Below are 26833 nucleotides of genomic sequence, written 5' to 3'. Positions count from 1 at the left end.
GCCGCGAGCTGACAACAGCCTACCCGGGCCCTGGCTCGGGATCAGCCGAGAACGCCGCGCGGGGGTTCGGTCTACCGCTCCGGTCGCAGGGTCGGGATGGCTCCGGTGTGCGCCGCATCGATGTGCTCGCGCCAGGAGCGCGACTGCCCGGCACGCAGCGCGCACAGCACGAGCATGAACCAGCCTGTCCCGGCCAGCGTGAAGCTCTCGAACATCGAATCGACGGCGAGCGTGACCAGCACGAGAGGCGTCCACGCATAGACGACGGGGCGGCGGACGCTCGCGACCAGCCAGGAGCGGATGAGGGCGACGCCGCCGAGCAGCAGGAACAGCGCGAGCCCGGCCGCGCCGAGCTGCAGCAGGGCGTCGAAGTACGCGTTCAGGGCCGTCTCGTGCCGTTCGTCGAGCTGGAAGTTGATGTACGTGAAGGGATACTCTCCGCGCTGCCACGGGCCGAACCACCCCCAGCCCTGCAACGGCTTCACAGCCGAGAAGTCGAGGATGGTGTTCCACAGCGTCGCGCGCACGGAGAAATCGGATCCGGCATCCATCATCGCGATGATCTGGTGGCGGAGCACGAACGCGAAGGTCAGACCCGCCGCGACCACACCGCCGAGCGCCCACTGCACCACGTTGCGACGCTCGGCGGGGGCATGCCGGACGATCATCAGGGCGGTGGATGCGATGCCGACGGCCACGGCGAGCACCAGAACGGTGGGGGAAGACGACAGGAGCGCCAGGAAACCGGCCACGCCGACAGACGCGACGGCCACCGGGGGGTTCACCGACTGCGTGCGCCATTCGATGACGAAGGTGATCAGGGCGATGACGGCGACGAAGCCCAGCATGTTCCGGGTTCCGAAGATGCCCTGCACGGGGCCGCCCATCGCGAGCTGCCCCTGGATGCCGAGGAACGTGAACGGCAGGTCGAGGAGGACCCCGGAGAGGATCTCGAGGCCCAACGAGACGGCCAGCAGCACCCGAAGCGCATCCCCGATCGCCCGCACCGTCTGCAGGGTGTCGCGGATGTGGCCGACCGTGATCGCGAGGAAGGCGAAGCCGAACAGCGACATCCAGCCCAAGAGCGTGTCGGTGCGGTCGGTGGTCCACACGAAGCTGACCAGCGCCCAGCCCATGAACGCGAGGAGCGACGACGGCGCGATCCGCAGCAGCGACAGTTCCTCACGCCGCACGAAGAGGATGCCTGCGCCGAGTACGCAGAGGACCGCGATGACCGCGGCGAGGGTGACCGGCGAAGTCATCCTCTGGATCGCGAAGGAGCCGAAGATCGCGGTGAGCACGGCGAGCGTGAATGCTCGCGCCATCTCCGCGGAGCCGAGCAGGCGCCCCAGCCGCCGGCGCGGCGTCGTCACGGAACCCGCCGTCGGCGCTCGCCGTGATCGGTGACGCGGGCACGCTCGCTGAGGCCGACCCCGACCAGCGGAACGGACTTGATCTTGAACGAGAGCAGCACGAGCAGCATCCACCCCCACAGCATGATGGGGGTCGACTCCGCGTAACCCTGGACGAGCAGCACGACGGTGAAAAGGCTGGGAAGCAGAGTGAGCGCCGAGTACGGGCGGTCCGCCTGCAGATCCCACCGCGGGCGGTCCACCGCGAGGAACCAAGACCGCCAGAGCAGGCTGAGATACGCGACCGCCATCAGGACGACCCCGACCGCCCCGAGCTGCAACAGCACGTCGAGCCACATGTTGTGAGCGTGGAACACGGTGATGTTGTGATCCACGATCCAGCCGTCGAATGCGGGGTCGGTGGGAACCCACGGGCTGGAGAACCCGTTGCCGAAGACGGGATGTGTGCCGGCGCGTTCGAGCACCTTGCCCCAGATGAGGTCCGAACGGCCGGTCAGGTCGGAACTGCGGCCGAGGAGCGTCAGCAGCGGTCCCTGCAGCGCCCAGAGCGCGGCGCCGCCGACCACCACGGCGGCGACGCACACGACGTAGATCCGAGTGCGGTGGCCGGGCGTCGTCGCCCGGCGCATGAGCAGAGCAGCGACGAGCACGACGACGGCTGCCGCGGCGCTCGCGTACGCCGTCGCGGAGGATGCCCGGAAGAGGAAGAACGCGGCGACGAGCATCCACAGCGCGAGCATCGTCCGCCGTCGCGCGCGGGCGGCGAACAGGATGCCGAAGGTGAGGATCGCGAAGACGCAGATGACCGCCAGGAGATTCGCATTGCCGACGATGCCCTGAACACGTCCGCCGTCGAGGAGGTTGCCGCGCACCCAGTACCACTGCGGGTCGATCTCCTCGCCCACGGGGACCATGAAGAAGTTGGGCAGGATCGGGCCGCGCACGAACAGCGACACCCAGAGCTCGAGCAGCAACGAGAGACCGAGGATCCACTTGAACGCCGACGAAAGGGCTCGCACGATGTCATGCCAGGTGAGCGCATGCGCGATGAAGAGGGCGTTCACGGTGATCGAGGCCAGCAGCGCCCAGGTGAGCAGCGTCGGACCGCGCCACTGCGACCAGGCGACGGAGACCAGCGCGAGCGCGGTGTAGCCGAGCGCAGCCCAGGGCAGCCGGCGCCAGGCGAACGGCTGGGGGCGATTGCGGGCGAGCATCGGCACGCCGATGGCCGCCGTCGCGAGCGTGAAGACCAGCAGGACGATCCCTGCTCCGACCTCGCCGAGAAGGTTGTACACCGCGGAGTGCGCGAAGGTCGCGAACAGCACCGTGACGGCGTACGCGCGCAGCATCAAGTGCCCTGTCGACTCGCGCTCCGGCGGGGCGGGCAGGGCAGCCACCGGGTGCTTCGTGTACTGCGCCATCGCGTTCAGGCTACCGCGCCGGGCGATGCGGACGGTGGCTCTACGCTGGTGGCATGCTGCTGAGTCTCACCAACGTTCCGCGTGACTACTCCTGGGGGTCGACGACACTGCTGGCCGGCTTCGAGGGCCGTGAGCCGTCCCGTGCGCCGGAGGCGGAGGTCTGGTTCGGCGATCACCCCGGCGATCCATCCGACGTGGACGGCGGCGGCACTCTGGACGCGACAACGGAGGGCACGCTTCCGTACCTCCTGAAGCTCCTCGCGGCTGGCGGCCCGCTGTCGATCCAGGTGCATCCCACGATCGAGCAGGCTCGGGACGGATGGGCGCGCGAGGCGGCCCTCGCGCCGGACGACCGGCGTCGCAACTACCGCGACGACAACCACAAGCCCGAGCTCATCGTGGCGCTCAGCGACACGTTCGAGGCGCTCAGCGGACTGCGCCCCGTGACCGAGACCCGGCGGATGCTGGATGCGCTCGGCGACGCGCCGGCTGTCCTCGCACTGCGTGATCGGCTCGACGGGAGCGGAGACGTGCTGCGCGGCACCATCGGCTGGATCCTCTCCGAGGCGGAACAGGAGGAGATCGTCGAGATCATCGACGCGGTGCGCAGCGCAGCCGATGCCCGCCCGGGGGAGTGGGCCGCCGTGTTGCGGGCTGTCGTCGGCGTCGCGGAAGTCTTTCCGGGCGACCCGGGGGTGATCGTCGCCCTGCTGATGAATCACGTCGTCCTGCGGCGCGGCGAAGGCCTCTTCCTCCGTGCGGGGCTGTTGCACGCCTACCTCGCGGGCCTCGGCGTGGAGATCATGGCGGCGAGCGACAACGTGCTCCGCGGCGGTCTCACACCCAAGCACATCGACGTCCCCGAACTCCTCTCGGTCCTGGACACGACGACCGAGCCGGTTCCGGTGATCCGCCCGGCGGCGGACGGCGCGATCACCTCGTACCCGGTTCCCGTTCAGGACTTCGCGCTGCGCCGGGTGACGGTGGCGGGCGAGCCGATCGTCATCGAGGTGACCGGTCCGGCCATGGTGCTCAGCACCGCCGGCGACATCGCCGTCAGCGGTGCGGATGCGGTGCAGCACCCGGTCGCCATCGGCGCCGTGGTGTTCGCCTCGGCCGACGAGCGCTCGCTCGAGATCTCCGGCACCGGCGAGGCGTTCATCGCCACTCCCGGCCGATGACCCGCGCTTCGGGGTCGCTGTGCGTGCCGAAGGGCCCCGCGACACGCCGATGAAAGCTCAAGAACCTTCAAGAGGCGCTTGAGGCTTTACGATCCGCGACTTGACCGATGCGAATGACACGGGTGTAATTAGGTATTGCACGGCCCGCCGGGGGGCGGAAACAGGGTTGGAGATCGAGATGACGGGATACCGTTCCGACGTACCGGAGAACTGGTTTGTCGATCCGATCAACCTCGGAGTACCGGGGGTTCGCCGGACCGACGCCGCCGATGACGACAACGCTCTCGCCTGGCAGACCGACGCGCTCTGCTCGCAGACCGATCCGGAGGCCTTCTTCCCGGAGAAGGGCGGATCCACTCGCGACGCGAAGCGGATCTGCACCACCTGCGACGTCCGCGGCGAATGCCTCGAGTACGCCCTGAACAACGACGAGCGCTTCGGCATCTGGGGCGGGCTGTCCGAGCGCGAGCGCCGCAAGCTCAAGCGCCGCGCCAGCTGACGCATTCGCAGTCATCGCGGGGAGCACGCGTCTCGGCTTCGCGGGCGCGCCGCATCCACTGCTCTTCACAGCGGCGGCGGACGCATAGGCTGACCTCGCCATGCCAGCCCGAGTTCATGCCATCATCGTCGCGCGCCCCGGCCCCACAGCCCGAGCGCAACTCCTCCGAACGCTGGATGCCCTGCGCTCGCAGAGCACTCCGCCCGATGCGATCACCCTGGTCGTCTGCGGCGATGCCGCATCCGCCCGTGACAGCGAGACGGTCGCCCGCGCCGTCGAGGGGATCATCGAGGCGCGGGGGACCACCTCGTTCGCCGAGGCCGTCGAACTCGCCCGTCCGCGCGTCGCCGCTGGCAGCGCGGTGTGGCTCCTCGCTCACGACACGGCGCCGCATGCGCTGGCGCTTGAGCGCCTGACCGGCACACTGGAGCGCTCGCCGTCGGCGGCGATCGTCGCTCCCAAGCTGGTGCACACCGACAACGAACGCGAGATCGTCTCCCTCGGCGTGAGCATGACCGCGCTGGGGCGATCCGTCGAACTCGCGGCCGGCGAGCTCGACCAGGGCCAGCACGACCGCGGGGACGATGCGCTCGGCGCTGACATCCGCGGGCTTCTCATCCGCTCCGAGGTGCGAGACGCCCTCCGCCCGGACACGGCTTTGGCCGGCGCCGACGAAGGACTCGATCTCGGCGTCCGGGCGCGCCTCGGCGGCGGCCGTGTGGTCCTCGCGCCGAACGCCCGTATCTCGGTGCAACCCGACGGGCCGGCTGCACTCCCGCGAGGCCGGTCACGCCGAGCTTTCGTCACGAGGCTCGCGCAGCTCCATCGTCGTCTCGCATACGCACCCGCGCCAGCACTGCCTCTGCACTGGCTCGCGCTGCTCCCGCTCGCGCTCTGGCGTTCGATCACGCATCTGGTGGGCAAGCGCCCCGAGGCGGTGTTCCCGGAGTGGGGTGCCGCGCTCACCGCCATGGTCCGGTTCGGGGCCGTGACGCGTTCACGGCACCGCATCCGCTCGTTCCGCACCTCGTCCTGGGCGACGATCGCCCCGCTGAGGGTGACCGGGGCGCAACTGCGGCGTCGGCTGGACGACGGCCACGGCAACGAGAACTCCGCGGCCGGTGAGCTGCATTTCTTCTCCGGGGGCGGCGCGTGGGCCGTGCTCATCACCCTCGCCGTGAGCATCGGTGCCTTCACGACTCTGCTGGCGTCGCCGGTGCTCGGCGGTGGGGCGCTTCTTCCACTGCGTCAGACGATCGACGCTCTCTGGCGTGACGCGTCATGGGGCCTGCGCGGGCTCGGCGTCGACGTCGTCGGGCCGGCCGACCCGTTCGCGGGCGTGCTGGCCGTTCTCGGCTCTCTCTGGCCGGGCGCTCCGTCGTTCTCGCTGGTGCTGCTGTGGGTGCTCGCGCTCCCGCTGGCGGTGCTCGGCGGGTGGTTCGCGGCCACGCGGGTCACCGACCGGCCGGGGCTCCGTATCTTCGCCGGCGTCGCGTGGGCGCTCGCGCCCACGTTCCTCACCGCGCTCACCGAGGGTCGTCCCACCGCGGTGCTCGTCCATCTGCTGCTGCCCTGGCTGTTCCACGCGGCGGTGGTCGCCCATCGCTCCTGGGGTGCCGCTGGGGCCGCATCCGTGCTGTTCGCGGCCGTGCTGGCGTGCGCACCGTCGCTGGCGCCGGCGCTGATCGTGCTCTGGATGATCGCCCTCGGTTTCGTCCTCAGCACCGCTCGTATCCGAGGTGCCCTGCGTCTGCTCTGGCTGCCGGTGCCCGCCGTCGCGCTGTTCGCTCCGCTCGTCATCTGGCAGCTGCAGCACGGCAGCCTCTGGGCTCTCCTCGGCGACCCCGGGCTGATCTGGAACGGACCGCACGCCTCGGCCGACGCCGCCGGCCGACTCGCGCTCGCCGCCGGATTCCCGTCGATGGACCTCGCCGGGTGGCTGCCTTTCGCCGCGGATCTGCGCCTGCCGGAGTCGATCGCCGCATGGGCGCCGGTGCTGTGTGCACCGCTCGCGCTGCTCGCGCTCGCCGCCGCGGTCTCTCCGCGCTGGCGAGCAGGCATCACGCTCGTCGTGATCGCCATGACCGGGATCGCCACCGCCTTCCTCGCCGTCGGCGTGCAGGTGAGCTTCGTGCAGGGGACCCCGGTGCCGATCTGGCCGGGGACCGGTCTGAGCATCGGGTGGATCGGCGTCGTCGGCGCCGCGCTGGTCACCCTCGACACCGCTGTCACGATGCCGCGTCTGCGCGTGCTCACCACATCGGTCGTCGGCCTCGCCCTGCTGGTCTGCGCTGTTCCGGCGCTGACCGCGCAACATGGCGGACGCACCGTTCTCACCGACGGACCCGCGTCCACACTGCCGGCGTACGTCGCGGCTCAGGCGGCTGGCGATCAGGAGATCGGGACGCTCGTGCTGACGCCGCAGAACGACGGCGGGCTCGCCGTCGAGGTCGCCTGGGGCGCGAGCGAGACGCTCGGCGCGCAGACCACGATCCTCTCCACGGCGACCGAGATCCAGGGCGCCGACATCACGGCGCTGGCGGTCGATCTGCTCTCGGCCCGGGACTTCGACGCTCCTGCCGAGCTCGCCGACCACGGTATCCGCTATGTTCTGCTGGCGAAGAAGACCGGTGATGAGGATGACAGGGCGAGAGCCTTCCGTACCACGGCCGTGACCTCGCTCGATCAGCGCGCCGGCTTCGTGCAGGCGAGCTCGACGGATCGCGGCGTGCTGTGGAGGCTGGAGTCGGATGTCGCCGAGCGCCCTGGCCTCACCGGCGGACAGAACGCCACCGCCCGGCTCGTCATCACGCTGCAGTTGATCGTCGTGTTCGCGGCGCTCCTGCTCGCCATTCCCACCCGCGCTTCGCGCCGCGCGGCGCGTGCGCAGTCCCGCATCGTCGGGCGCGCCCCCGAAGAGCCGCTGGTCCTGCCGAAGCACGGCGAGGATGCGGAGTCCGTCCCGCCGGAGGAGGAAGCGGTCGAGGAGCCGGTCGGCGAAGCGGCCGACGAACCAGCCGATCCCTCAGAGCCGTCTGCTGGAGCCGAGCCGGTCGACGACGAGCCGGACCCCGACCATGAGCCGGATCCACTGGCCGCCGATCCCGAGGCGGTAGTACCCGATACGACCTCGCCGAAACCGGAATCGAACACCACCGAGGAGGTGCGATGAGCGGCACCCGCGCGTTCCGCGTCGTGACCACGAGCGCCCGCGTCGTCACCGGAGCAGCCGTCGCTGCGGCGTGCGTCGTCGGCGTCGCGCTGGCGGTCGCCGCTCCCTGGCCGACTCTGCACGGCTCTCCGGCGCAAGCCGAGGTGACACCGCTTCCCGGCGACACCGTTCTGGTGTGCAGCGGGGACTTCCGCGCCATCGGTCGCGTTCCCAGTGACCCGCTGAAGATGGACTCGGCAGCGACCCCGCGGCTCACCGTCGACGGCTCGGCCGGTGCGCCGGCATCCACACCTCTGGCGATGCCCGAACTCGCGCAGGCAGGCGAGCTCCAGAAGCTCACGAGCGCCGTCGAGGACCGCGGCGCGCCGCTGATCGGCGCCGCCGAGTCGGTTTCGTTCGCCGAGGCTGACCTCTCGGGCCTTGCCGCCGCCCCCTGTCGCGAGGCTCTCACCGAGTCGTGGCTGATCGGCGGCAGCGTCGCCACCGGCACAGAGGACATCGTGACCCTCACCAATCCCGGCGACGTCGCAGCGACAGTGACGCTCTCGGTCTTCGGCGACAAGCGGAGCTCATCCAACGTGGTGGTGCCTCCGGCGACTCAGGTCGCGATGCCGCTCGCATCCTTCGCCACGGGGAATCAGACGCCCGTGATCCACGTGACGACGACCGGCTCGCCCGTGCGGGCCATGCTGCAGTCGTCCCTGACGCGCACGCTGGACCCCGCCGGCGTCGACCTGCAGGATGCCGTCGCCGGCCCGCAGCAGCATCCGGTGATCCCGGGCGTGCAGGTGTTCCCTGTCGACGGCGACGACACGGAGATGGCCGTGCTGCGCCTGCTCGCGCCCGAGACCGACGCACAGGCGCAGGTCACCGTGCGCCCGGTCGGTGAGCCCGCCGGCGCCACATCGGAGTTCATCGTCCCGCTCACCGCCGATGTGCCGGCTCAGGTCTCACTCGGAGACCTCGATGAGGGGTCGTACACGGTCGAGGTCGACGCGGATGCGCCCGTGCTCGCCGCCGTGCGCCAGCAGGACGGTCCAGGACGCGGCGCCGACTTCGCCTGGGCGACCCCGGCGCCGGAGATCGACGGTGAGGTGCTCGTGGCTGTCCCGGCCGGACCGAGCCCGCAGCTGGTCATCGCCGGGAATGCGGATGCCGGCTCGACGGTCGCCATCGAGCCGCTGGACGGCGGTGACCCGCAGACCGTGGTCGTGCCCGCCGGGGGCTCGATCGCCTTCCCCGTCGAGGCGCGCACGGTCTACACGGTGCGCCCGACGGGGCCTGTGCACGTCGCGGTGACGATGACGGCTGCCGGTGCGCTCGCCGCCTGGCCGGTCTGGCCGGCCGCAGGGGCGGAGCAGAGCATCACGGTCTTCCCCTGACCCCGGATACCCGACATGCTGGGGCGCTGAGCCGGCCGGAGGGCCGGACGCGTCAGTGGTCGTGTCCGAGATCCCAGGGCTCGCGCCCGACATACTCGGCTGCCGCCCTGAAGACGGCGCTCTCGATCGCCATGCGCCGGTGCGCGGCATCGTCGTGACCCGGCGGGAGCAGCCGCTCGATGGGCAGGCGGAACAGCACGATCCGGCGCGCATCGCGATCCAGATGCCACCTCGGCACCTCATCGGTGGCCTCGTGCGTCGGCATCGCGCCGATCTCGAAGCGCACCTCCTGCAGTTCCGGCCACGTCCCGCGCAGGAACTCCACTGCGGTGCCCACGGTCAGATCGAACCGGTCGATCCGCCCCTCCAGAGGGGCAAGCGGCGGGCGGACGACCTCGCTGCGCCCGATTCGCCCGTGACGGCCGTGCCGGGCGCCACGCCGGGGAGCGGCGGATGCGCGGGCTGTGCGTCGACGTTGCATGACGAAAGTCTAGGCGTTCCGCCTGCGCGGCGGCGCGGCATCCGGACGTCGCCGTGGTCGGCCCGTACGCTGGCGGAGATGGACGGACGACTCTGCTCGAAGGTCGGCTGCGCGCGTGAAGCCGTGGCGACGATCACCTACGAATACGGCGACAAGATGGCCGCACTCGGCCCGCTCGGCGCGGCGAATCACCCGCACGCGCACGACCTCTGCTCGCCGCACGCTGATCGGGTCTCCGTGCCGTCCGGCTGGCTCATCGTCCGGCACGAGGCGCTCCGCGCCTGAGACGCCCCACGGACAGACGAGACTCCTTATCGAAGATCAGGGTCACCCCTGATCCGGTTCTCCGTCGCCCCGCGTTAGGTTGAAGTCGGATGCGCCAGAGCGGCGCCTTCGGAAAGGCAGCCGTGATCGTCTGGCGTCGGTGGATCCTCCCCATTCTGCTCGTCCTCGTGCTGGGGGCCAGTGCAGCAGCCCTCGTCAAGATCGCGTTCTTCCCCGACCGGACGGAGGCGTCGGTGAGCCCCGAGGCCGGAGTCACCGATCCGGTGATCGCCGTCGAGCGGGGATCGGTGGTCAACGCCCTCTCCCTGTCGGGCAATGTCGCGCGTGACGAGGAGTACTCCGTGCGTGGCGAGATCAACGGGACGGTCACCGCCGTGCACATCGGCGAAGGCGCGGCGGTCGCCGCGGGACAGGTGCTGTTCACCGTGAAGCAGGACGACCCGAGGAAGGACATCGACATCCTCGCGCCGGAGGCCGGCGAGGTCACCGATCTGGCCCTGGTGAAGGGACAGGTCACGAGCGTGGGCTCCGAGATCTACACCCTCACCCCGGCCCGTTACCACCTGCTCGCCACTGTCGAGCCCGTGCAGCTGTACCGCCTCGTGAACGCGCCGGCCGAGGCGTCCGTCACCATCACCGGCGGACCTGCGCCGTTCACGTGCACGGGAGTGCGCGTGCAGGTGACCGCTGAGGGCACGGCGAGCGTGCGCTGTGCGATCCCCGCCGATCAGGTCGTTTTCGCCGGTCTCCCGGCGACCCTCGATCTTGCCCTCGGACAGGTCGATGACGCTCTCGTGATCCCGGTCACGGCGGTCACGGGCGGCGCCGGCACGGGCAAGGTCTGGGTGGACGCCGGGGACGGCGCCGAACCGGAGGAGCGGGCGGTGACGCTCGGCGTGAACGACGGCACGGTGGTCGAGGTGGTGGAAGGACTCGCCGAGGGCGACAGCATCCGGCAGTTCGTCCCCGGCTTCATCGCACCGGTGGAGGAGGTCTGCTACGAGGTCTCACCCGGAGTGGAGCAGTGCGAGAGCGGAACTAGCTGGTGACGCTCGTCGCGCTGGACGACATCACCAAGAGCGTCCGGCTCGCCGATGACTCCTGGCTGGAGATCCTTCGAGGCATCAGCCTCGAAGTCGGCGCCGGCGATCACGTGTCGATCGTGGGCCGTTCCGGATCCGGAAAGTCCACCCTGCTCAACATCCTCGGAATGCTCGACGCCCCGACCACGGGTTCGGTGGCCTTCGAGGGTCGCGAGGTCGGCAGGATGCGCTCGGGGCGACTGGATCGACTGCGCGGCGACAACGTCGGCTTCGTCTTCCAGCAGTTCAACCTGCTGCCAGGACGCACGGCACTGGACAACGTGATGATGCCTCTCGGGCACGCCAAGGGGCGGCTGTTCTGGAACCGCCGCGCGATCGCGGCCGACATGCTCGAGCGTGTCGGTCTGGGCCATCGCATCGGCCAGATCGCCGACCGGCTCTCCGGCGGCGAGCAGCAGCGCGTCGCGATCGCCCGTGCGCTGGTGCGCCGCCCGGTGCTGATCCTCGCCGATGAGCCGACGGGAGCCCTCGACATCGACACCGGCGCCTCGGTGATGGCGCTTCTCGACGAGGTGGCGACAGAGACCGACGCCGCGCTGGTGACCATCACCCACGATCTTCATGTCGCCGCCCGCGCCCGCCGCCACTACCGACTCGATGCGGGGCATCTCGCGCCGGTCGATCTCAGCCGAGCCTTCGAGGCGTCGACGCTGTCGGCGTCCGTGCCGGGGGGCGCAGCATGAGCGGGTTCCTCGGGGCGCTCGCCGACGCCTGGGCGGAGATCCGCGTGCACAAGCTGCGGGTGCTGCTCAGCCTGATCGGCATCGCGGTGTCGGTCGCCGCGCTCACCGCCGTCATCGCATTCTCCGAGTACCAGAAGCAGTTCCAGGCGGAGCAGTCCGACCGCTGGGGCGGGCGTGCGGCGACCATCGCGATCTCGCCCTTCGCCGAGGACGGCACGCCCGTCGACATCGAGGCGTTCGACGAGCGCTTCGAGCGGGTCGGCGAGCGCTTCGGCTTCAGCCACACGTCCAGGAACATACAGGGGCTGACGCTGCCGGTGCAGCTCTCCGAAGGGGTAACGCAGGTGCCGGCGCGGCTGGTCGACCCCGACTTCGCGCAGATCCACCGGGAGCAGCTCCTCGAGGGGCGGGGGTTCCGCGACGGCGACGTCGAGGCGCTCGCGCCGCCGGTGATCATCAGCGAACCCCTGTGGGACAGGCTCGGGAGGGTACCGCTGGCGCAGCATCCGACGATCAGGGTCCTCGGCGACGCGGGAGGCGCGTACCAGGTCGTCGGAGTCACTCCGCGGCAGGGCGTGTGGGACGAAGAGCCGCGTGTCGACGTCCTGTACGAGTCGTACCTGACCCGGGTGGACGGCCTGCCCGAGGGGGCGATACCCGTCTACGAGGTGTGGGTGGGCCAGGAGCAGGCCTCCGAGATCGGCCCGGTGCTCGCGATGGATCTGCGGGCCGGGCTGCCGGACGGGCAGGGGATCTCGGTCAACCGCACCGATTGGGCGGCCCAGCCCGGTGCGGAGCTCGCGATGGCGACCTTCGAACTGGTGACCGGCGGCATCGCCGTCGTCATCCTGGCGCTGGGCGCGCTGAGTCTGATCAACATCCAGCTCGTCGCCATGCGGCAGCGGGTGCGCGAGATCGGAGTGCGTCGCGCGTTCGGCGCGACGTCTGGGCGGGTGTTCTCCTCCGTTCTGCTGGAGAGCCTCGTCGCGACGACGGTGGCCGGGATCATCGGCATCGCGATCGTGGTCGCCGTGCTGCGCAGCGACCTCGTGGTGCCGCAGATGTTCCCCGGGATGCAGGACGTTCCGCCGTTCCCGATGCGCGCCGCGATCATCGGCCTCATCGCCTCGGTCGCCGTCGGCGCCATCGCCGGCTTCATTCCCGCACTCGTCGCGCTCCGGGTGAAGGTGATCGACGCGATCCGCTTCTGAGCGCGTGGGGCGGGGACCTCAGACGCCGATCCGACGCCCGGTCAGCTTCTCGGCGCGCCGGTCCGCGTTCTGCAGGGCTCGCCGCTCGCGCTCGCGGCGGAGCACCGTGATGCCCACGAGCACCTCCTCGGCCGAGACCGGAGGCATCGGCGAGACGAAGGGCGCCGCCTCGGAGAGCAGTTCCTGCGCCACGCGAACCCGGGCTCCCGGCGCCAGCCGAGGCGCCGTCTGCAGGAACTGCGAGATGCGCCGGGCGAGCCGGTCGGGGAGTCGCGCGACGTCGGCGACCTGCGCCCAGCCGGCGAGGGAGGGCGGAAGCACCGGTGCATGCGGAACGAGCTTCGGCGTCCTGACCCGCTGGCTGTACGTCCCGGCGACCATGTCGCCCAGGCGCTGCGATCGCGCGTTGAAGGCGCCGGCGAGCACGGCGATGCCGCCGAGCGTCATGTAGATCTCGAGCGCCCCCAGCAGTGCGCGGATGAACGCGTGGCGGAAGCCGGCCGCGCCGCCGTCGACACGCACGATCCGGCCGCCGACGGCGAGCTTGCCGAGGCTGCGTCCCTTGAGCGCTACCTCCATCGCGATCGGGACCACGACGAAGCTGACCACGAGGGCGACGACCATCGCGATCCGGTCGGTCGCCTCATCGAGGATCCCGATGTCGAAGAGCCAGATCCGCACGAAGATCCACAGGATGAACAGCAGGAAGCCCAGCAGCATGTCGATGATGGCGCCCACTGCACGCAGGAGGAAGCCGACCGGCTGCACATCGATCGCGACGGCCTCACCGGAGAGGACTTCGTCTGAGGCATCGATCGAGGCGGACATGAGTACAGTAAATCAGGTGGATGCCGATGCGCTCAGTGATGCACGCCGCGCCGAATGGGAGCGGCTGGAACAACTCAGTCGCGCCCGCCTGGACGGCGCAGGCGTCGACGAGCTCATCGTGCGGTACCGCGCAGCGTCGGCCGACCTCGCGGAGCTGAAGACCTCGGTGGGCGAATCACCGCAGGGCGCGTACCTCTCCACGATCCTCGTCCGCGCGCGGCTACGGCTGACCGGAGCATCCGACAACGTCCTCACTCAGATCGCCCGGTTCTTCAGCCAGCAGCTTCCCGCGGCGCTGTACCGGCTCCGCTGGACGACTCTCGCGATCGCGCTCGCCTTCGTGGCGATCGCCGTCGGGACCGCGGCGTGGATCGCGAGCGATCCCGAGCTCGTCGCCACGCTCGGGCCCCCTGATCTGCTCCAGCAGTACGCCGACGAGAGCTTCACCGGGTACTACACGGAGAACCCCGCAGCGGTGTTCGCAGGCATGGTGTGGACGAACAATGCCTGGATCGCCGCGCAGTGCGTGCTCTTCGGCGTCACCGGTCTCTGGCCGGTGTACATGATCGTCCAGAACGGCATGGGTCTGGGCGTCGCTGGTGCCGTGATGGCCGTTCACGACCGCGTCGACGTGATGGTGCTGTACATCCTGCCGCACGGCATGCTGGAACTGACCTGCATCTTCGTCGCCGCGGCCGCCGGTCTGCACGTCTTCTGGGCCTGGGTCGCGCCGGGGCACCGCACTCGCGGCGAGGCTCTCGCCGAGGAGGGGCGCGCGCTGGCGACCGTCGCGATCGGGCTGATCTTCGCGCTGTTCCTCGCCGGGCTCGTGGAGGGGTTCGTCACCGGATGGGCGCTGCCGTGGCCGGTCAAGATCGGGATCGGCGCCGCGGCGCTCGCCGTCTTCCTCATCTACATGCTCGTCGTCGGAGGCCGCGCGCACCGACGCGGCGAGACGGGCGACCTCGTCGAGTACGAAGCCGGAACACCGCGCCTCGTCGCCGGCTGACGGTCAGGCGGAACGCTCGACCTGTTCGACGGCCGCGCCGTCGAACAGTCCCTTGTACGCGAAGCCGGCGATCAGGGCGCCGATGACGGGGAAGACCAGGAACACCCACAGCTGGGCGAGAGCGTCGGTGTTGCCGTAGACGGCGGTCGCGATCGAGCGGGCCGGGTTCACCGAGGCGTTGTCGATCGGGATGATCGCCAGGTGGATCAATGCGAGGGTGAGGCCGATGACGAGTCCGCCGAAGGCGGTGCCGCGCGTGGGATGCGTCACGCCGAGGATCACGATGAGGAACAGGGCGGTGAACAGCACTTCCACGACGATGGCGGCGCCGATGCCGAAGCCGCCGGGGGACGCCGCGTCGAAGCCGTTGCTCGCGAAGCCGGCGTTGCGCTGCGCCTCCAGCCATCCCTCCGGCCCGAACAGGCCGACCAGGAAGATGAGGGTCGTCGCGACGAGGCCGCCGATGACCTGTGCGATCACGTAGCCGGGGACCTCGCGCCACGGCATGCGGCCGGCCGCGGCGACGCCGACGGTCACCGCGGGGTTGAAATGCCCACCGGAGATCGGGCCGAACGCGTACGCGCCGGCGATGACGGTGAGGCCGGCGGCGAGGGCGACGCCCACGAAGCCCACTCCCTTGTTGTGAGCATCCGTTCCCTCGCCGAACCCGGCAGCGAACAGCGCTGTGCTGATCAGGCCGAGGACGAGGAGGAACGTGCCGAACGCCTCTGCGGTGAGCCGGGCTGACGTGGAGGGGGTCTCCGTGCTGGTCTCGCTCATGTTCTTCTTCTCCTCGGGTTCACAACCGGCCTGCGGCCTTCAGTTCGAGATAGCGGTCCGCGATCCGTGGCGGCAGGTCTTCGGGATCGGCAGCGATCGCCTCTCCGCCCGCGCGCCGGATGGCGTCGGCGACGTTCTCCGCATCTCGGAGCGTGCGTTCGGCGGCTGCGGCGAGGTAGATCTCCTCGCGCGATCCGCGCTGCTGTGCGAGCGATGCGACATCGTCGTCGGTCACGGATCCGACGAGCACGGTGGTGGCCCGCGATGCGTCCGGGAACGCGCCGAGGAAGCCACGCGCCGACTCGGCCGCATCCTGGGCGGTGAGGACCACGATGAGCGAGGGCCGGGTCGTGAGCGTGCGCACGGCGGCGAAGGCGCCGTGCCAGTCGGTGTCGACCAGTCGCGCGTGCACCGGCGCCATCGCATCCGTCATCGCGGGGAGCAGGCCCGCGCCGTCCACACCGGTCACGCGGCCACGCACCACTCGGTCGTAGAGGAGCAGATGCACGTGGTCTCCGGCCCGAGAGGCGAGCGCGGCGAGCAGGAGAGCGGCCTCGAGAGAGGCGTCGACCCTCGTCCCGTCGCCGACGCGGGCCGCTGCCGTGCGGCCGGTGTCGATGATGATGACGACGTGCCTGTCGCGCTCGGGGCGCCAGGTGCGCAGCATCGTCGTTCCGGCGCGCGCCGTCGCCCGCCAGTCGATCGACCGGACGTCGTCCCCGCGGACGTACTCGCGCAAGGAGTCGAATTCCGTGCCCTGGCCACGGACCTGGATGCTCGTGTTGCCGTCGAGTTCGCGCAATCGGGCCAGCCGCGAAGGCAGATGCTTGCGGGAGGAGAAGGCGGGGAGGACGCGGATCGCGCCGCGCACCCGGTGGCGTGCCTGACGTCCGGCGAGTCCGAGAGGACCGCGGGACCGGATCATCACGAACTCGCTGACCAGTTCACCGCGCCGGCGGGGGAGCAGCGGGATGGCGATGCGCCGACGTTCGCCAGGCGGGACGGTGAGGCGCGAGCGGTCCGGCCTCGCACCGGCGGTCGGCTGCCAGGCGTCCCTGATCAGCGCATGCAGCGTGCGGGAGCCCTGGTTGTGCACGGCGACGCTCACCGGCACGGGCTCGCCGAGACGTGATCGCGTCGGCACGCGCCGGCTCACCGCGACGGTGTGCGCACTGGCGGCCAGCACGACATCGAGGCCGACCAGGAGCGCGCACAGCCCCACCCACGCGCCCAGCAACGCGTATGGAGGGTAGCCCGCCATCCCGAAGGCGACGAGCGGCACCACACCCACGGCGAGGGCGATGGCGAGGCGGCCGGTGACGAACACCTAGATCGGCACCCTGGTCTGCTGGACGACGGAGGTGAGCACGGCATCCGCCGACACGCCCTCCATCTGCGCGTCGGGACGCAGAGACAGGCGATGACGCCACACGGGGACCAGCATGGTCTGGACGTGGTCGGGGGTGACTGCGCTCGAGGCGTTGAGCCACGCCCACGCCTTCGCCGCAGCGAGCAGCCCGGTCGAGGCACGTGGGCTCGCCCCCAGCTCGACCGAGGGGGACTGACGCGTCGCCCTCGCGAGATCGACCACATAGCCGAGCACGTCATCGGTGACCTCGACGCGCCCCGCGGCCTGCTGGGCCGCACGGATCTCGTCGGCGCTGACGACCGCCTCGACGCCGGTGAGTTCACGCGGCGAGAAGCCCTCCGCATGACGACGGAGCACCATCACCTCGGCATCGCGCTCCGGCATGCCGACGACGAGCTTCATCAGGAAGCGGTCGAGCTGCGCCTCGGGCAGCGTGTAGGTGCCCTCGTGCTCGATCGGGTTCTGCGTCGCCGCGACCAGGAAGGGATCGGGCAGGGGGCGGCTGACACCGTCGGCCGAGACCTGGCGCTCCTCCATCGCCTCCAGCAGCGCCGCCTGCGTCTTCGGCGGTGTGCGGTTGATCTCGTCGGCGAGCAGGATGTGCGTGAACACCGGCCCTGCCCGGAAGTCGAACTCACCGGTGCGCGCGTCGTACACGAGAGATCCGGTGACGTCGCCCGGCATCAGGTCCGGTGTGAACTGCACGCGCTTGGTGTCCAGTCCCAGCGCGCGGGCGAAGGACCGCACGACGAGCGTCTTCGCGACTCCGGGAACGCCCTCGAGGAGCACATGTCCTCGAGCCAGGAGGGAGACGAGCAGGCCGGTGACGGTGCCGGCCTGTCCGACGACGGCCTTGTCGACCTCGGTGCGTACTCGGTGCATGGCCTGACGCAGCGCGGCATCGTCGGTGGTGAGGTTCTCGGTGGTCACGGGGTGTCCTCGGCTTCCGTCGGGGTGTGGGTACGTCGGATCTGCTGCGGTCATTCGGATCTCCTGGCCGCGTGCGAACTCTGCTCGACCGAGGCCTCCAGGTCGCTGAGGCGGCGGGCGAGGTCGATCAGCCCGTGGTCGTCGGTGGGCAGCGGGCCGCCGAGCAGCTCCTGCAGTGATCCGCGCGGGATGCGGAGCCGGTCGGCGGCGGCATCCGCGACCTCATCGACGCCGGCGCGCGCCGTGAGTCCCAGGCGGCGGGCGAGGCGACGCATCGACCCCTCGCGGAGCGCCTCAGCCGCGTGCGGCGCATCGGCGGCCTTTGCGGTGAGACGTGCCCTGCCGTGCATGGTCTCGGAGGCGCGCACCGTCACCGGGAGGGTCTCGGCGACCAGGGGGCCGAAGCGCTGGCCCCGCCAGATGGCGGCCGCAAGCCCGGCGATCATCAGCAGGAGGATCGCCGGTGTCACCCATCCCGGTGTGAGGGTGCCCAGGGTCTCGGGGGCGTCGCCCTCCAGGTCGGAGTCCGCGAAAGAGGGCACGTACCAGACGACGCGTTCGGTCTGGCCGAGAAGTGCGAAGGCGAGCGCCGCGTTGCCGTTCTCGGCGAGGTAGGCGTTGCTGAACAGCTTCGTGCCCTCGACGGCGGCGATCCGGCGGTCAGCTCGGTCGTCGATCAGCACGGCGGAGCCCGCAGCATCGCCGAAGCAGCCCTCGACGCCGTCGGCAGGCTCGAAGAGGCGGTCGGGCCGGATGCTCCCGACATCGGCGAACTCGGTGACGGAGCAGTCGGACTCGGTCGGCCCTGCACTCCCCGATGAGGTCTCGCCGATCTCGAGCAGCCGCAGCAGATGCGTACCCGTGGAGAGGAACACGACGCGGTCCGCCGGCTCGATCAGCTCGAGTGTCGCCTCGTCGGAGAGCGTGTAGGGGTTGGACATCACGAGCGTGGTGTCGTCGTCGACGGCCGCCCGTGCCTCGGCCCTGCTCCGGAACACGGAGACCTCGACTCCCCGTTCCCGCAGGATCTCGGCCAGGGCGAGGGTGCCGCTGTCATTGCGGCCCTCCGGGTCCAGACCTCCGTGGGCGTTCGGGGCCGTCGCCGACACCCTCAGCGCCACCAGCGCCACCACGATCACGAGGAGCACGACGAGCGCCCACCCCGCGACGCGGCGCAGCCGCCCGCGGGTGCGCACCGCGGTGGACGGCACGGCGGTGTCATCGTCGACGAGAGTCATGCGGGCACCGCCTCCGGGCGCAGCGTGCTGAGCCGGTCGTCGGTTGCGGCCAGCTCGCGGTAGCGTTCGGCGTCGGACGGATGCTGCATGTATCGGACATCATCGAATGCGGTCGCCGCAGTCCGCACCGGTCCGCCCTCGGCCGGGAACACCGTGGCCGCCTGGCGGGCGATCGCCTGCGCGGTGGCGCCGGGCGCCGGGTCGATGAGGTCCCTTTCGAGCAGTCCTCGCGCCAGAGCGCGGAAGCGGAGGATGGTCGCGGTGTCCCAGTCCCCGGCGCGGGCACTGCGCTCGGCCTCGGCTCGCAGCTGGGCGGCGCTGCGGTCGTCGCGCTCGCCGAGGAGATCGCTGCGGGCACGACGGACGGCCCGCGCATCACGAGGCCGACCCCAGATGATGAGGGCGGCGATGAGGGCGGCGACGATCACGACCGTGACGACGATCAGGGCCGCCGGACCCACATCGGCACCGGTCTCCGACGTGAACAGGTCGGCGAGGAAACGGCCGATGTCGCGCGCCACGAGATCGAACCAGTTGGGTCTCGCATCGGCGTACCGGGGATCGGAGAGCTCCTCCTCGGCCCAGCGCCTCGCGTCGTCGCCGTCCGGGATGAAGAGTTCGTCGAGCCGCCGGATCATGCCGGATCGGAACCCGGGGCGGCCCACGGGCTGTCGGTCGGCGGACTGGCGACCATGGGGGGATGGTGCGCCGGCGGAGGCGGGGCGAATCCCTGCTGCGGGACCGAGGACGTTGGCTGCGGAGCCGGGGCGGCGGCATACGGAGGAGTGGGCGGCGAGCCGGGGTACGCGGGAGCGGGATACGCCTGGGGCGGGTACGGCGCCGCGGCATACTGCTGCGGCGGATATCCGTAGGCCACGGGCGCCGTCGCGTACTCGGGTGTCTGCCTGGGGGGCGGCGCGCTGCTCACCGCACGGGCGGGGTCGACCTCATAGGGATCACCCAGCTGCTCCTCGCTCCAGCCGAGATCACGTTTCTCGACATGGGAGATGAGCGCCTGGTCGAGGCCTTCGTATCTCATGCGGCAGTCCAGGTAGACGAGCGCGGATCCGGTGCTCTGCACGACCAGGGTGATCGCCTGCAGCACGAGAAGCAGGATCTGCGGCGCGAGCAGCGCGAAGACGAATCCGAAGATCGCACCCGTATCCGGCGAACCGGTCGGGGCGATGACCGAACCGAACAGGGTGCTGAGCAGCGACACGGGAATGCTCACGACCTGCATCGCGAGGCCCATGATGACGCTGATCAGGGCAGTCACGCCGAACGCGACCCAGAAGCGTCCTCTCGTCAGACGCCAGGACCGCACCAGCGCTTCGCGGAAACGCGCTCGTTCCAGCACGAGGATCGCCGGGACCAGGAGCAGCTTCGTCGACAGCCAGATCATCAGCGGGATGCTGGCGGCGAGGATGAGGAGCACGATGATCACGGTGAGCCCGATGAGCTCCGCGCTCGAGCCGAGACCGCCGGCTACGAAGGCGGCGATGACGCCGACCACGATCGCGACGAGGCCGAAGACGAAGAGCACCGAGAGCGAGGCGAAACCGGCGAGTCGCCAGAAAGCCGGAGCCATCTTCCGCCAGAGCGCGCCGAGCGAGGCCTTCACCCCGACCGCCGCGTAACCGACTTCGGCGGCGACGACGCCCTGCATCAGTGCGGTGAACGCGACCGAGGCCACGCCGACACCGAGACCGGCGAGGATGTTCGCGAGAATCGTTCCGGCGAAGACGGCCTCGAAGTCCGGCGAGGACGGCGACACCGTCTCGAGTCGGGAGAACGTGGTGAAGAGCACCACGCCCATCACACCCGCCATCGCCAGCGTGGCGATGAGCTGGATCACCACGGCGAAGCCGAAGAGCACCTTGGGGTTGTGGCGCAGAGCGGAGAACGCTCTGCCCAGCAGCATGCCGAAGGTCAGAGGGTGCAGGGGGACGATGCCCTTCTTCGGGGCAGGGGTCCACGTCTGGCCGCTCACAGCACTCCCTCCGTCATGCGTTCCCATCGTGTCACATCCTTAACAGCGACGCGCGTGCAGGACATGGACGCCGGGTCGCGGAGCAGGAGGGAGCGAGTGTCATAAGGTAACAGTTATGACCTCACGCATTCTTGTGGTCGACGACGACACCGCGCTCGCCGAGATGATCGGCATCGTGCTGCGCACCGAAGGCTTCGAACCGGTGTTCTGCGCAGACGGTGCGCGGGCCGTCGAGGAATGGCGCGCCCAGCGCCCGGACCTGGTCCTGCTCGATCTCATGCTGCCCGGCATGGACGGGATCGAGATCTGCACCCGGATCCGCGCCGAGTCCGGCATCCCGATCATCATGCTCACCGCGCGCACCGACACCGCGGACGTCGTCCGCGGTCTGGAGGTCGGCGCCGACGACTACATGGTGAAGCCGTTCAACCCGAAGGAGCTCGTCGCACGCATTCGCACGCGACTGCGGCCCGTGACGCAGACGGCCGGCGAACAGCTGCGGGTCGGAGACCTCACTGTCGACGTCGACGCGCATGAGGTGCGCCGCGGCACCGCGCCGATCGCTCTCACACCGTTGGAGTTCCAGCTCCTGGTGGCGCTCGCGTCGAAGCCCCAGCAGGTGTTCTCCCGCGAGATGCTTCTCGAGCAGGTCTGGGGATACCACTACAAGGCGGACACCCGGCTGGTCAACGTTCACGTGCAGCGGTTGCGCGCGAAGGTCGAACTCGACCCGGACAACCCGAAGATCGTGATGACGGTGCGCGGCGTCGGCTACCGAGCCGGCAGCGTCACCGGCGCCGGCTAGGAGCGGGTGATGGCGGGGACGGGCACGACCACCACGGCGGTCGCGGTCCTGCGCGACTGGCGAGGCTGGCCCGATGCGCTGGCCGCCCTCTGGCGGCGATCGCTGCGTTTCCGCACGCTCTCCGTCACGCTGCTGCTGACCTCGCTCGCGATCTTCGTCACCTGCGTCACCATGGCCCTCGTCATCCAGAGCGACCTGTTCGATTCGCGCAGGGATCAGGCGCTGGAGGATGCCCAGCGCGCTGTCGATCAGGCGCAGAGTACCCTCGATGTCGCAGAGGTCGGTGAGGACCCTGCCGCGCTCAGCGACCTGTGGGACCGGATCCAGGAAGACCTCGGACGCAACTCCTCGTCGGACATGCTCGCGGCCATCAAGATCGATGAAGGGCCGACCGGCATCCGCCTCAACGGCTTCACGGCCGGACTCAGCGCGAACCATCTGAGCCCGGCGCTCAGCACGCTCGTCGCCAAGTTCGATGACAGACAGTGGTGGCAGTCGGTCGCCCTCCCGACCGAGAGCGGGCGAGAGGTGCCGGGCATCATCGTCGGTCAGCAGCTGGTCGTGCCCGAAGCGGGATCGTTCGCGCTCTACATCGCCTACGACCTCAGCGACGCCGATCAGACGCTCAGTTTCGTGCAGCGCACGCTGTGGATCGCCGGGATCGGACTGGTCGCGATCCTCGCCGCGATCTCCTGGATCGTGCTGCGCACGGTGTCGACCCCGATCGTGGAAGCGGCGGAGACCAGCGCCCGGCTCGCATCCGGCGACCTCGGCGTGCGCCTGCAGGTGCGCGGCGAGGACGAACTCGCAACCCTGGGCCGCTCCTTCAATGCAATGGCCGACAGCATCGAGGCGCAGATCAAGGAACTCGGTGAGCTGTCGCTCGTGCAGCAGCGCTTCGTCTCGGACGTCTCGCACGAGCTGCGCACCCCGCTCACGACGATCCGGCTCGCCGCCGACATGCTGAACGACCAGCGAGACGACTTCGACCCGACCACTGCGCGCACCACCGAGCTGCTGCACACTCAGGTGCAGCGCTTCGAGACGCTGCTGTCGGACCTGCTGGAGATCAGCCGCTACGACGCAGGTTCCGTGCAGCTCGAACTCGAGGCCACCAGCCTCGCCCATCTCGCCGAGGACATCATCGAGCAGATGACGCCCCTCGCCGAGGGCCACGGCAGCGAGTTGCGCCTGGTGGCGCCGGGTGGTTACTCACCGGTCGACATGGATCCGCGGCGCGTGCGCCGGGTGCTGCGCAACCTCATCGGGAACGCGATCGAGCACGGCGAGGGCAAGCCCATCGTGGTCACGGTCGACAGCAATCAGCACGCCGTGGCCGCGGGAGTGCGCGATTTCGGGTTGGGTATGAAGCCGGCCGATGCCGAGCGGGTGTTCGACCGCTTCTGGCGGGCGGACCCCTCGCGGCAGCGCACGATCGGCGGCACCGGTCTCGGACTGTCGATCGCGCTCGGCGATGCCACGCTGCACGGAGGGACTCTCGCCGTCTGGTCCGAGCTGGCGGTGGGCACGAACTTCGTGCTGACGCTGCCCCGGCGGGCGGGCGCGCTGGAGGGGGTGTCTCCGGTGCCGCTGGAGCCGCAGGAGATGCTGATCGAGGTGGGCAGCGCGACGCAGCCGATCGAGGTCACGGACCTGCACCGGGAGCTGTTCGACGAGACCGGGGGCCGAGATGACCGCTGAGCCTGCAATCCGTCGCATGCTGCGCGGGATCGCCGTCGTGGCCGCCGCGGCTCTGCTCTCGGCGTGCGCCGGCCTGCCCACCAGTGGTGATGTGACGGTCGGCCTGGAACTGGGACAGGTGCGCGACGAGCCGGACTTCCTTCCGCTCGCATCGGGGCCGCTGGCCGGAGCAGGTCCCGCGGAGATCGTCGAAGGCTTCATGGAGGCGGCGATCACCCCCGAAGAGGGATGGCAGACCGCCCGGAAGTTCCTCACCCCCGAATTCGCTGCATCGTGGCGGCCAGCAGAGGCCGTCGCCATCGACGCCGATGCCTCGGCACGCACGATCAGCTCCTCCGTCCAGGACGGCGACGAGGCCGAAGAGGCCACCGACGCCGACGTGCACGTGCAGACCGACCTGGTCGCCAGCGTCGACGAGTACGGAACATACTCCGACGCGCCGGGGCCGGGCAACCTCTCGTTCCAGGTGGTGCGCAGCGAAGACGGCGAGTGGCGCATCTCCGAGGCGCCGGACGGGATCGTGATCGACCAGAGACGGTTCGTGGTGGTGTTCACCGGCTACGCGCTGAGCTACTTCGACCAGACCTGGGAGCGCCTGGTCCCCGACGTGCGGTGGTTTCCCCGCCGCCCCGCGCCTGCCACCACGATCGTCCAGGCATTGATCGGCGGTGCGCCGAGCGCCTGGCTGGAACCGGCAGTGCAGAGCGCCTTCCCCTCCGATGTGCGCCTCGCCCTGGGCGCGGTCCCCATCGGGACCGACCTGGTCGCCGACGTCGCTCTCAACAGTGCCGCGCAGAATCTCGATCAGACGACGCTCGCGCGCATGCGCACGCAGCTGGAGCGCAGCCTCGCCGACGCCGGCGTGCGAGTGAACCAGGTGCAGTTCAGCGTCGACGGACGCGCGCTCGAGGCGGGCGTCGTCGAGGTGGAGCAGCCGTCGGCGCAGTCCGGCTCCCTCGTGCTCGCCGATGGAGCGTTCGGCACGATCGTCGGCGATGAGATCACGCCGATCCCCGGGGTGAGCGAGGACATCCTGGGCATCACGCAGCCGATAGCTGCCATCGATGTCGCCGCCGACGATTCCTTCGCGGCTGTGCAGCTGGCCGACGGGCGCGTATACCGTGTCGGCGACGGGCAGATGGACGAGTTGCCTGGGGGGACAGGCCTCGTGGAGCCATCCATCGATCCCTACGGCTACACCTGGACGGTGCCCTCCGGCGATCCGCGCGGCCTCATCGCCTGGGGTGCGGGGGTGACGGCGTTCCCCGTCGCCAAGGCCTGGCCCGAGGGGTCGAGCATCACCCAGCTGCGGGTCGCGGCCGACGGCGCCAGGGTGGCCGCGGTGCTCAACGTCGGCGGCCAGCGCCGCGTCGTGATCGCTGCCGTGCTCCGAGATGCGACCGGTGCCCCCACCGCACTCGGAGATGAGGTCGAGGTCCTCGGCACGCTGAACGGGGCGGCGACCGGCCTGGTGTGGCTCGGCACGGACCGGCTCGGCATCCTCACCGGCCCCGACGACCCGACGATGGTCTGGCAGCGGGTGGCCGGGCCGTCCACGAGCGAGGCCGCTCCGTCCGATGCGGTCTCCATCGCAGGCTCCAGGACCCCGGCCGGCGTGCGAGTGCTCGGTGCGGGCAGCGCGCTGTTCGCGCGCAGCGGCTCCGCGTGGCGCGAGTCGACCTCCGGTGTCTCGGTGCTCGCGACGCGCGCAGGGCAGTGAACCCGCTCTCGATCTGCACATGTCCCGATCATGGCGAGTTCTCCGCCAGTCGTGCGATTCGGTGCGCGGGCGAGGTCTCGGTGGCCGCAGGATCGACGGATGCTCTCGTCGACCCGCTCGCCGTCGGCCCAGTTGCGGGCCATCGGCACCGAACTCGCCGCGCTGATCCTCGCAGCCTGCTGTGCGGGCTGCGACACGCCAGGTGAGCTGCTCTGCGAACGCTGCCGCGCGCAGTTGTCGCCGACTCCGAGCGACTTCACCACCCCTGGCGGACTGCGCGTCCGCGCGGCGCTCACCTATGACGCTGTCGCCGCGCGCTGCATCCGTCGGCTCAAGGGAGATGGCGAGACTCTCCTCGCTCGTCCCCTGGGCGACGCGCTCGCCGGCGTCCTGAGGGCAGCGCTGACACCGGAGGCGTTCGCGGTGCCGGTCCCGACGAGTCGTTCAGCGTTCCGACGTCGTGGCTACCGCGTCCCTGACCTCCTGATGCGTCGTGCTGGCGTCGCCCCGCGGCGGCTGCTGCTGCCGGCCCGTCCTACGGCAGATCAGCGCGGACTGGGAGCGCAGGAGCGCGCCGACAACGTGCGCGGAAGCATGCGCGTCCGAGCGCGCGGAGACGGTACCGAGGTCGTCCTGGTGGACGACGTCGTGACGACCGGCGCGACCTTCGACGAGGCGGCACGGGTGCTCGGATCCGCCGGCTTCCGCGTGGTCGCAGCGGTCGCGCTCGCCGCCACGCCGCTTCACCGGAGACTCATCGGCAACGCACCGGAGACACGGAGAAAATGAGTCGTGACTTCCCGCGATGAGCGGACTACGGTTAGGGACCACAAGGCGACCACGGTCCGCCCTTGGCCGGGAGGACCGGGACAAGGAGACAGCAATGGAAATGAGCATCGTTGGCGTCGGAGTGGGTATCACCGACCGCTTCCGCACCGTTGTCGAAGAGAAGATCGCCCGGGTCGAGCCGCTCGCGTCGCGAGCGTTGCGCCTGGATGTGAAGGTCACGCATCGCGTCTACCGGAATGGCCACGTGCCCGATGAGACCGTGGAACTCACGCTCGTCGGCAAGGGTCCGGTGGTGCGAGCCGAGGCAACCGACGGCGACAAGTTCGTCGCACTCGATTTCGCCATCGACAAGCTGTCGACGCAGCTGCGACGCGCGAAGGAGAAGAGGGTCGACGGACGTCAGCATCCTCGTGGAGCGCATTTCGAGAAGGGCAGTGGAGCCCTGGAGGGAATCGACGTGCAGCCCGCCTCCGTCGAGGTGCTGCGTGCCGTCGCGACCGGCGCGGTGCCGGTGCAGAACGTGGAGGAGGAAGAGGCGTACTCGCCCGTCGTCATCCGCACCAAGAGCTTCGATGCCGAATGGATGACCGTCGAAGAGGCCGTCGACCGGATGGAGCTCGTCGGGCACGACTTCTTCCTGTTCGTCGACGCCGCCACCGATCACCCGAGTGTCGTGTACCGCCGCAAGGGCTGGGACTACGGTGTCATCGCGCTGAGCACGCAGGCGCCGCCTGCGGAGGCTCTGGCGTCCTGAGCTGAGATGCGGAGCGGCCCGGTCCCTGAGGGGACCGGGCCGCTCTGTCGTCGCCAGCCCGCGCGTGGACCGGCTCGTCGATCGATTCCGACGTCAGTCGAAGATTCCGTCGAGGAGGCTGCCGATGAC

24 protein-coding genes are annotated in these 26833 nt (G+C 70.2%); 14 read left to right on the top strand and 10 right to left on the bottom strand.

Annotated elements, in window-relative coordinates; genetic code table 11:
* Nucleotides 1-71: 71 nt before the first annotated feature.
* Together CUR96_RS08235 and CUR96_RS08230 are read right to left on the bottom strand one after the other, a co-directional pair.
* Nucleotides 72-1373 (bottom strand): O-antigen ligase family protein, encoded by a 1302-nt coding sequence (locus tag CUR96_RS08235; protein WP_245861141.1) that lies wholly within the window; start codon nt 1371-1373, stop codon nt 72-74.
* Nucleotides 1370-2794 (bottom strand): O-antigen ligase family protein, encoded by a 1425-nt coding sequence (locus tag CUR96_RS08230; protein ID WP_102192827.1) that lies wholly within the window; start codon nt 2792-2794, stop codon nt 1370-1372. The genes CUR96_RS08235 and CUR96_RS08230 overlap by 4 nt, the downstream gene beginning before the upstream one ends.
* A 53-nt stretch (nt 2795-2847) precedes the next feature.
* On the opposite strand from CUR96_RS08230, the gene manA reads away from it, so the two are divergent.
* The 4 genes from manA to CUR96_RS08210 all read left to right on the top strand — a co-directional run bounded on the left by manA (nt 2848) and on the right by CUR96_RS08210 (nt 9028).
* Complete coding sequence (manA, locus tag CUR96_RS08225) at nt 2848-3975, top strand: mannose-6-phosphate isomerase, class I (RefSeq protein ID WP_102192826.1); 1128 nt, start codon at nt 2848-2850, stop codon at nt 3973-3975.
* 178 nt (nt 3976-4153) lie between these two features.
* Entirely contained in the window at nt 4154-4474 is a 321-nt protein-coding gene (locus CUR96_RS08220) for a WhiB family transcriptional regulator (RefSeq protein ID WP_102192850.1), read from the top strand.
* Nucleotides 4475-4574: 100 nt separating this feature from the next.
* Complete coding sequence (locus CUR96_RS08215; RefSeq protein ID WP_102192825.1) at nt 4575-7646, top strand: glycosyltransferase; 3072 nt, start codon at nt 4575-4577, stop codon at nt 7644-7646.
* Nucleotides 7643-9028: a DUF5719 family protein gene (locus CUR96_RS08210; protein ID WP_102192824.1), complete on the top strand. Its 1386-nt coding sequence runs from the start codon at nt 7643-7645 to the stop codon at nt 9026-9028. The genes CUR96_RS08215 and CUR96_RS08210 overlap by 4 nt, the downstream gene beginning before the upstream one ends.
* A gap of 52 nt (nt 9029-9080) precedes the next feature.
* Here the strand turns inward: CUR96_RS08210 and CUR96_RS08205 are convergent, their stop codons facing one another.
* Complete coding sequence (locus CUR96_RS08205) at nt 9081-9509, bottom strand: hypothetical protein (protein WP_245861140.1); 429 nt, start codon at nt 9507-9509, stop codon at nt 9081-9083.
* Nucleotides 9510-9587: 78 nt separating this feature from the next.
* Here CUR96_RS08205 and CUR96_RS08200 point away from each other — a divergent pair, with 78 nt between their 5' ends.
* The 4 genes from CUR96_RS08200 (at nt 9588) to CUR96_RS08185 (ending at nt 12791) form a co-directional block, all read left to right on the top strand.
* The gene (locus tag CUR96_RS08200) at nt 9588-9794 is read left to right on the top strand and encodes a DUF3499 family protein (protein ID WP_102192823.1); all 207 of its coding nucleotides are present in this window, start codon (nt 9588-9590) and stop codon (nt 9792-9794) included.
* An 89-nt stretch (nt 9795-9883) separates the two neighbouring features.
* Nucleotides 9884-10843, top strand: a complete 960-nt coding sequence (locus CUR96_RS08195) for an efflux RND transporter periplasmic adaptor subunit (protein WP_245861139.1) — start codon at nt 9884-9886, stop codon at nt 10841-10843.
* Complete coding sequence (locus tag CUR96_RS08190) at nt 10840-11580, top strand: ABC transporter ATP-binding protein (protein ID WP_102192822.1); 741 nt, start codon at nt 10840-10842, stop codon at nt 11578-11580. Before CUR96_RS08195 ends, CUR96_RS08190 begins: the two co-directional genes overlap by 4 nt.
* Nucleotides 11577-12791: an ABC transporter permease gene (locus tag CUR96_RS08185; protein WP_102192821.1), complete on the top strand. Its 1215-nt coding sequence runs from the start codon at nt 11577-11579 to the stop codon at nt 12789-12791. Before CUR96_RS08190 ends, CUR96_RS08185 begins: the two co-directional genes overlap by 4 nt.
* An 18-nt stretch (nt 12792-12809) precedes the next feature.
* Here the strand turns inward: CUR96_RS08185 and CUR96_RS08180 are convergent, their stop codons facing one another.
* On the bottom strand, nt 12810-13619 hold the full coding sequence (locus CUR96_RS08180; protein WP_102192820.1) for an RDD family protein: 810 nt from the start codon (nt 13617-13619) through the stop codon (nt 12810-12812).
* Between the two features lie 16 nt (nt 13620-13635).
* On the opposite strand from CUR96_RS08180, the gene CUR96_RS08175 reads away from it, so the two are divergent.
* The gene (locus CUR96_RS08175) at nt 13636-14628 is read left to right on the top strand and encodes a stage II sporulation protein M (protein WP_102192819.1); all 993 of its coding nucleotides are present in this window, start codon (nt 13636-13638) and stop codon (nt 14626-14628) included.
* A 3-nt stretch (nt 14629-14631) separates the two neighbouring features.
* Here CUR96_RS08175 and CUR96_RS08170 read toward each other — a convergent pair whose 3' ends face one another.
* The 6 genes from CUR96_RS08170 to CUR96_RS08145 form a co-directional block, all read right to left on the bottom strand.
* Nucleotides 14632-15408: an aquaporin gene (locus CUR96_RS08170; protein WP_102192818.1), complete on the bottom strand. Its 777-nt coding sequence runs from the start codon at nt 15406-15408 to the stop codon at nt 14632-14634.
* A gap of 19 nt (nt 15409-15427) precedes the next feature.
* Entirely contained in the window at nt 15428-16735 is a 1308-nt protein-coding gene (locus CUR96_RS08165; protein ID WP_102192817.1) for a DUF58 domain-containing protein, read from the bottom strand.
* Nucleotides 16736-17659, bottom strand: a complete 924-nt coding sequence (locus CUR96_RS08160; protein ID WP_245861144.1) for an AAA family ATPase — start codon at nt 17657-17659, stop codon at nt 16736-16738. It lies immediately after the preceding gene.
* A 98-nt stretch (nt 17660-17757) separates the two neighbouring features.
* Complete coding sequence (locus tag CUR96_RS08155; protein ID WP_102192816.1) at nt 17758-18945, bottom strand: DUF4350 domain-containing protein; 1188 nt, start codon at nt 18943-18945, stop codon at nt 17758-17760.
* Nucleotides 18942-19583 (bottom strand): DUF4129 domain-containing protein, encoded by a 642-nt coding sequence (locus CUR96_RS08150; RefSeq protein WP_146008136.1) that lies wholly within the window; start codon nt 19581-19583, stop codon nt 18942-18944. The genes CUR96_RS08155 and CUR96_RS08150 overlap by 4 nt, the downstream gene beginning before the upstream one ends.
* A complete protein-coding gene (locus CUR96_RS08145; RefSeq protein ID WP_102192814.1) occupies nt 19580-20935 on the bottom strand; it encodes a hypothetical protein in 1356 nt (451 codons plus the stop codon). The genes CUR96_RS08150 and CUR96_RS08145 overlap by 4 nt, the downstream gene beginning before the upstream one ends.
* A 115-nt stretch (nt 20936-21050) precedes the next feature.
* On the opposite strand from CUR96_RS08145, the gene mtrA reads away from it, so the two are divergent.
* From mtrA to hpf, 5 genes are all read left to right on the top strand, one after another.
* Nucleotides 21051-21740, top strand: a complete 690-nt coding sequence (mtrA, locus tag CUR96_RS08140) for an MtrAB system response regulator MtrA (protein WP_102192813.1) — start codon at nt 21051-21053, stop codon at nt 21738-21740.
* Between the two features lie 9 nt (nt 21741-21749).
* Nucleotides 21750-23441: an MtrAB system histidine kinase MtrB gene (gene mtrB, locus CUR96_RS08135; RefSeq protein WP_102192812.1), complete on the top strand. Its 1692-nt coding sequence runs from the start codon at nt 21750-21752 to the stop codon at nt 23439-23441.
* Nucleotides 23431-25161, top strand: a complete 1731-nt coding sequence (locus CUR96_RS08130; protein ID WP_102192811.1) for an LpqB family beta-propeller domain-containing protein — start codon at nt 23431-23433, stop codon at nt 25159-25161. Before mtrB ends, CUR96_RS08130 begins: the two co-directional genes overlap by 11 nt.
* 99 nt (nt 25162-25260) lie before the next feature.
* Nucleotides 25261-25950 carry a ComF family protein gene (locus CUR96_RS08125; RefSeq protein WP_102192810.1) on the top strand — a complete coding sequence of 230 codons (690 nt, stop codon included), beginning with the start codon at nt 25261-25263 and terminating at the stop codon, nt 25948-25950.
* A 94-nt stretch (nt 25951-26044) separates the two neighbouring features.
* Nucleotides 26045-26704: a ribosome hibernation-promoting factor, HPF/YfiA family gene (hpf, locus tag CUR96_RS08120; protein ID WP_102192809.1), complete on the top strand. Its 660-nt coding sequence runs from the start codon at nt 26045-26047 to the stop codon at nt 26702-26704.
* The last annotated feature ends 129 nt before the right edge of the window (nt 26705-26833 follow it).

Origin of the sequence: Microbacterium aurantiacum, assembly GCF_002872075.1 — a bacterium.
Lineage (GTDB): Bacteria > Actinomycetota > Actinomycetes > Actinomycetales > Microbacteriaceae > Microbacterium > Microbacterium aurantiacum_A.
Note: the sequence above shows the minus strand (reverse complement) of the source record. Positions and strands in the feature narration are given on the sequence as shown.

Coding starts and splice junctions, on each gene's coding strand:
- CUR96_RS08230 (WP_102192827.1), bottom strand. CDS start 2,794: ATGGCGCAGTACACGAAGCACCCGGTGGCTGCCCTGCCCGCCCCGCCG.
- manA (WP_102192826.1), top strand. CDS start 2,848: ATGCTGCTGAGTCTCACCAACGTTCCGCGTGACTACTCCTGGGGGTCG.
- CUR96_RS08220 (WP_102192850.1), top strand. CDS start 4,154: ATGACGGGATACCGTTCCGACGTACCGGAGAACTGGTTTGTCGATCCG.
- CUR96_RS08215 (WP_102192825.1), top strand. CDS start 4,575: ATGCCAGCCCGAGTTCATGCCATCATCGTCGCGCGCCCCGGCCCCACA.
- CUR96_RS08210 (WP_102192824.1), top strand. CDS start 7,643: ATGAGCGGCACCCGCGCGTTCCGCGTCGTGACCACGAGCGCCCGCGTC.
- CUR96_RS08205 (WP_245861140.1), bottom strand. CDS start 9,509: ATGCAACGTCGACGCACAGCCCGCGCATCCGCCGCTCCCCGGCGTGGC.
- CUR96_RS08200 (WP_102192823.1), top strand. CDS start 9,588: ATGGACGGACGACTCTGCTCGAAGGTCGGCTGCGCGCGTGAAGCCGTG.
- CUR96_RS08195 (WP_245861139.1), top strand. CDS start 9,884: ATGCGCCAGAGCGGCGCCTTCGGAAAGGCAGCCGTGATCGTCTGGCGT.
- CUR96_RS08185 (WP_102192821.1), top strand. CDS start 11,577: ATGAGCGGGTTCCTCGGGGCGCTCGCCGACGCCTGGGCGGAGATCCGC.
- CUR96_RS08180 (WP_102192820.1), bottom strand. CDS start 13,619: ATGTCCGCCTCGATCGATGCCTCAGACGAAGTCCTCTCCGGTGAGGCC.
- CUR96_RS08170 (WP_102192818.1), bottom strand. CDS start 15,408: ATGAGCGAGACCAGCACGGAGACCCCCTCCACGTCAGCCCGGCTCACC.
- CUR96_RS08160 (WP_245861144.1), bottom strand. CDS start 17,659: ATGCACCGAGTACGCACCGAGGTCGACAAGGCCGTCGTCGGACAGGCC.
- CUR96_RS08155 (WP_102192816.1), bottom strand. CDS start 18,945: ATGACTCTCGTCGACGATGACACCGCCGTGCCGTCCACCGCGGTGCGC.
- CUR96_RS08150 (WP_146008136.1), bottom strand. CDS start 19,583: ATGATCCGGCGGCTCGACGAACTCTTCATCCCGGACGGCGACGACGCG.
- mtrA (WP_102192813.1), top strand. CDS start 21,051: ATGACCTCACGCATTCTTGTGGTCGACGACGACACCGCGCTCGCCGAG.
- mtrB (WP_102192812.1), top strand. CDS start 21,750: ATGGCGGGGACGGGCACGACCACCACGGCGGTCGCGGTCCTGCGCGAC.
- CUR96_RS08130 (WP_102192811.1), top strand. CDS start 23,431: ATGACCGCTGAGCCTGCAATCCGTCGCATGCTGCGCGGGATCGCCGTC.
- CUR96_RS08125 (WP_102192810.1), top strand. CDS start 25,261: ATGCTCTCGTCGACCCGCTCGCCGTCGGCCCAGTTGCGGGCCATCGGC.
- hpf (WP_102192809.1), top strand. CDS start 26,045: ATGGAAATGAGCATCGTTGGCGTCGGAGTGGGTATCACCGACCGCTTC.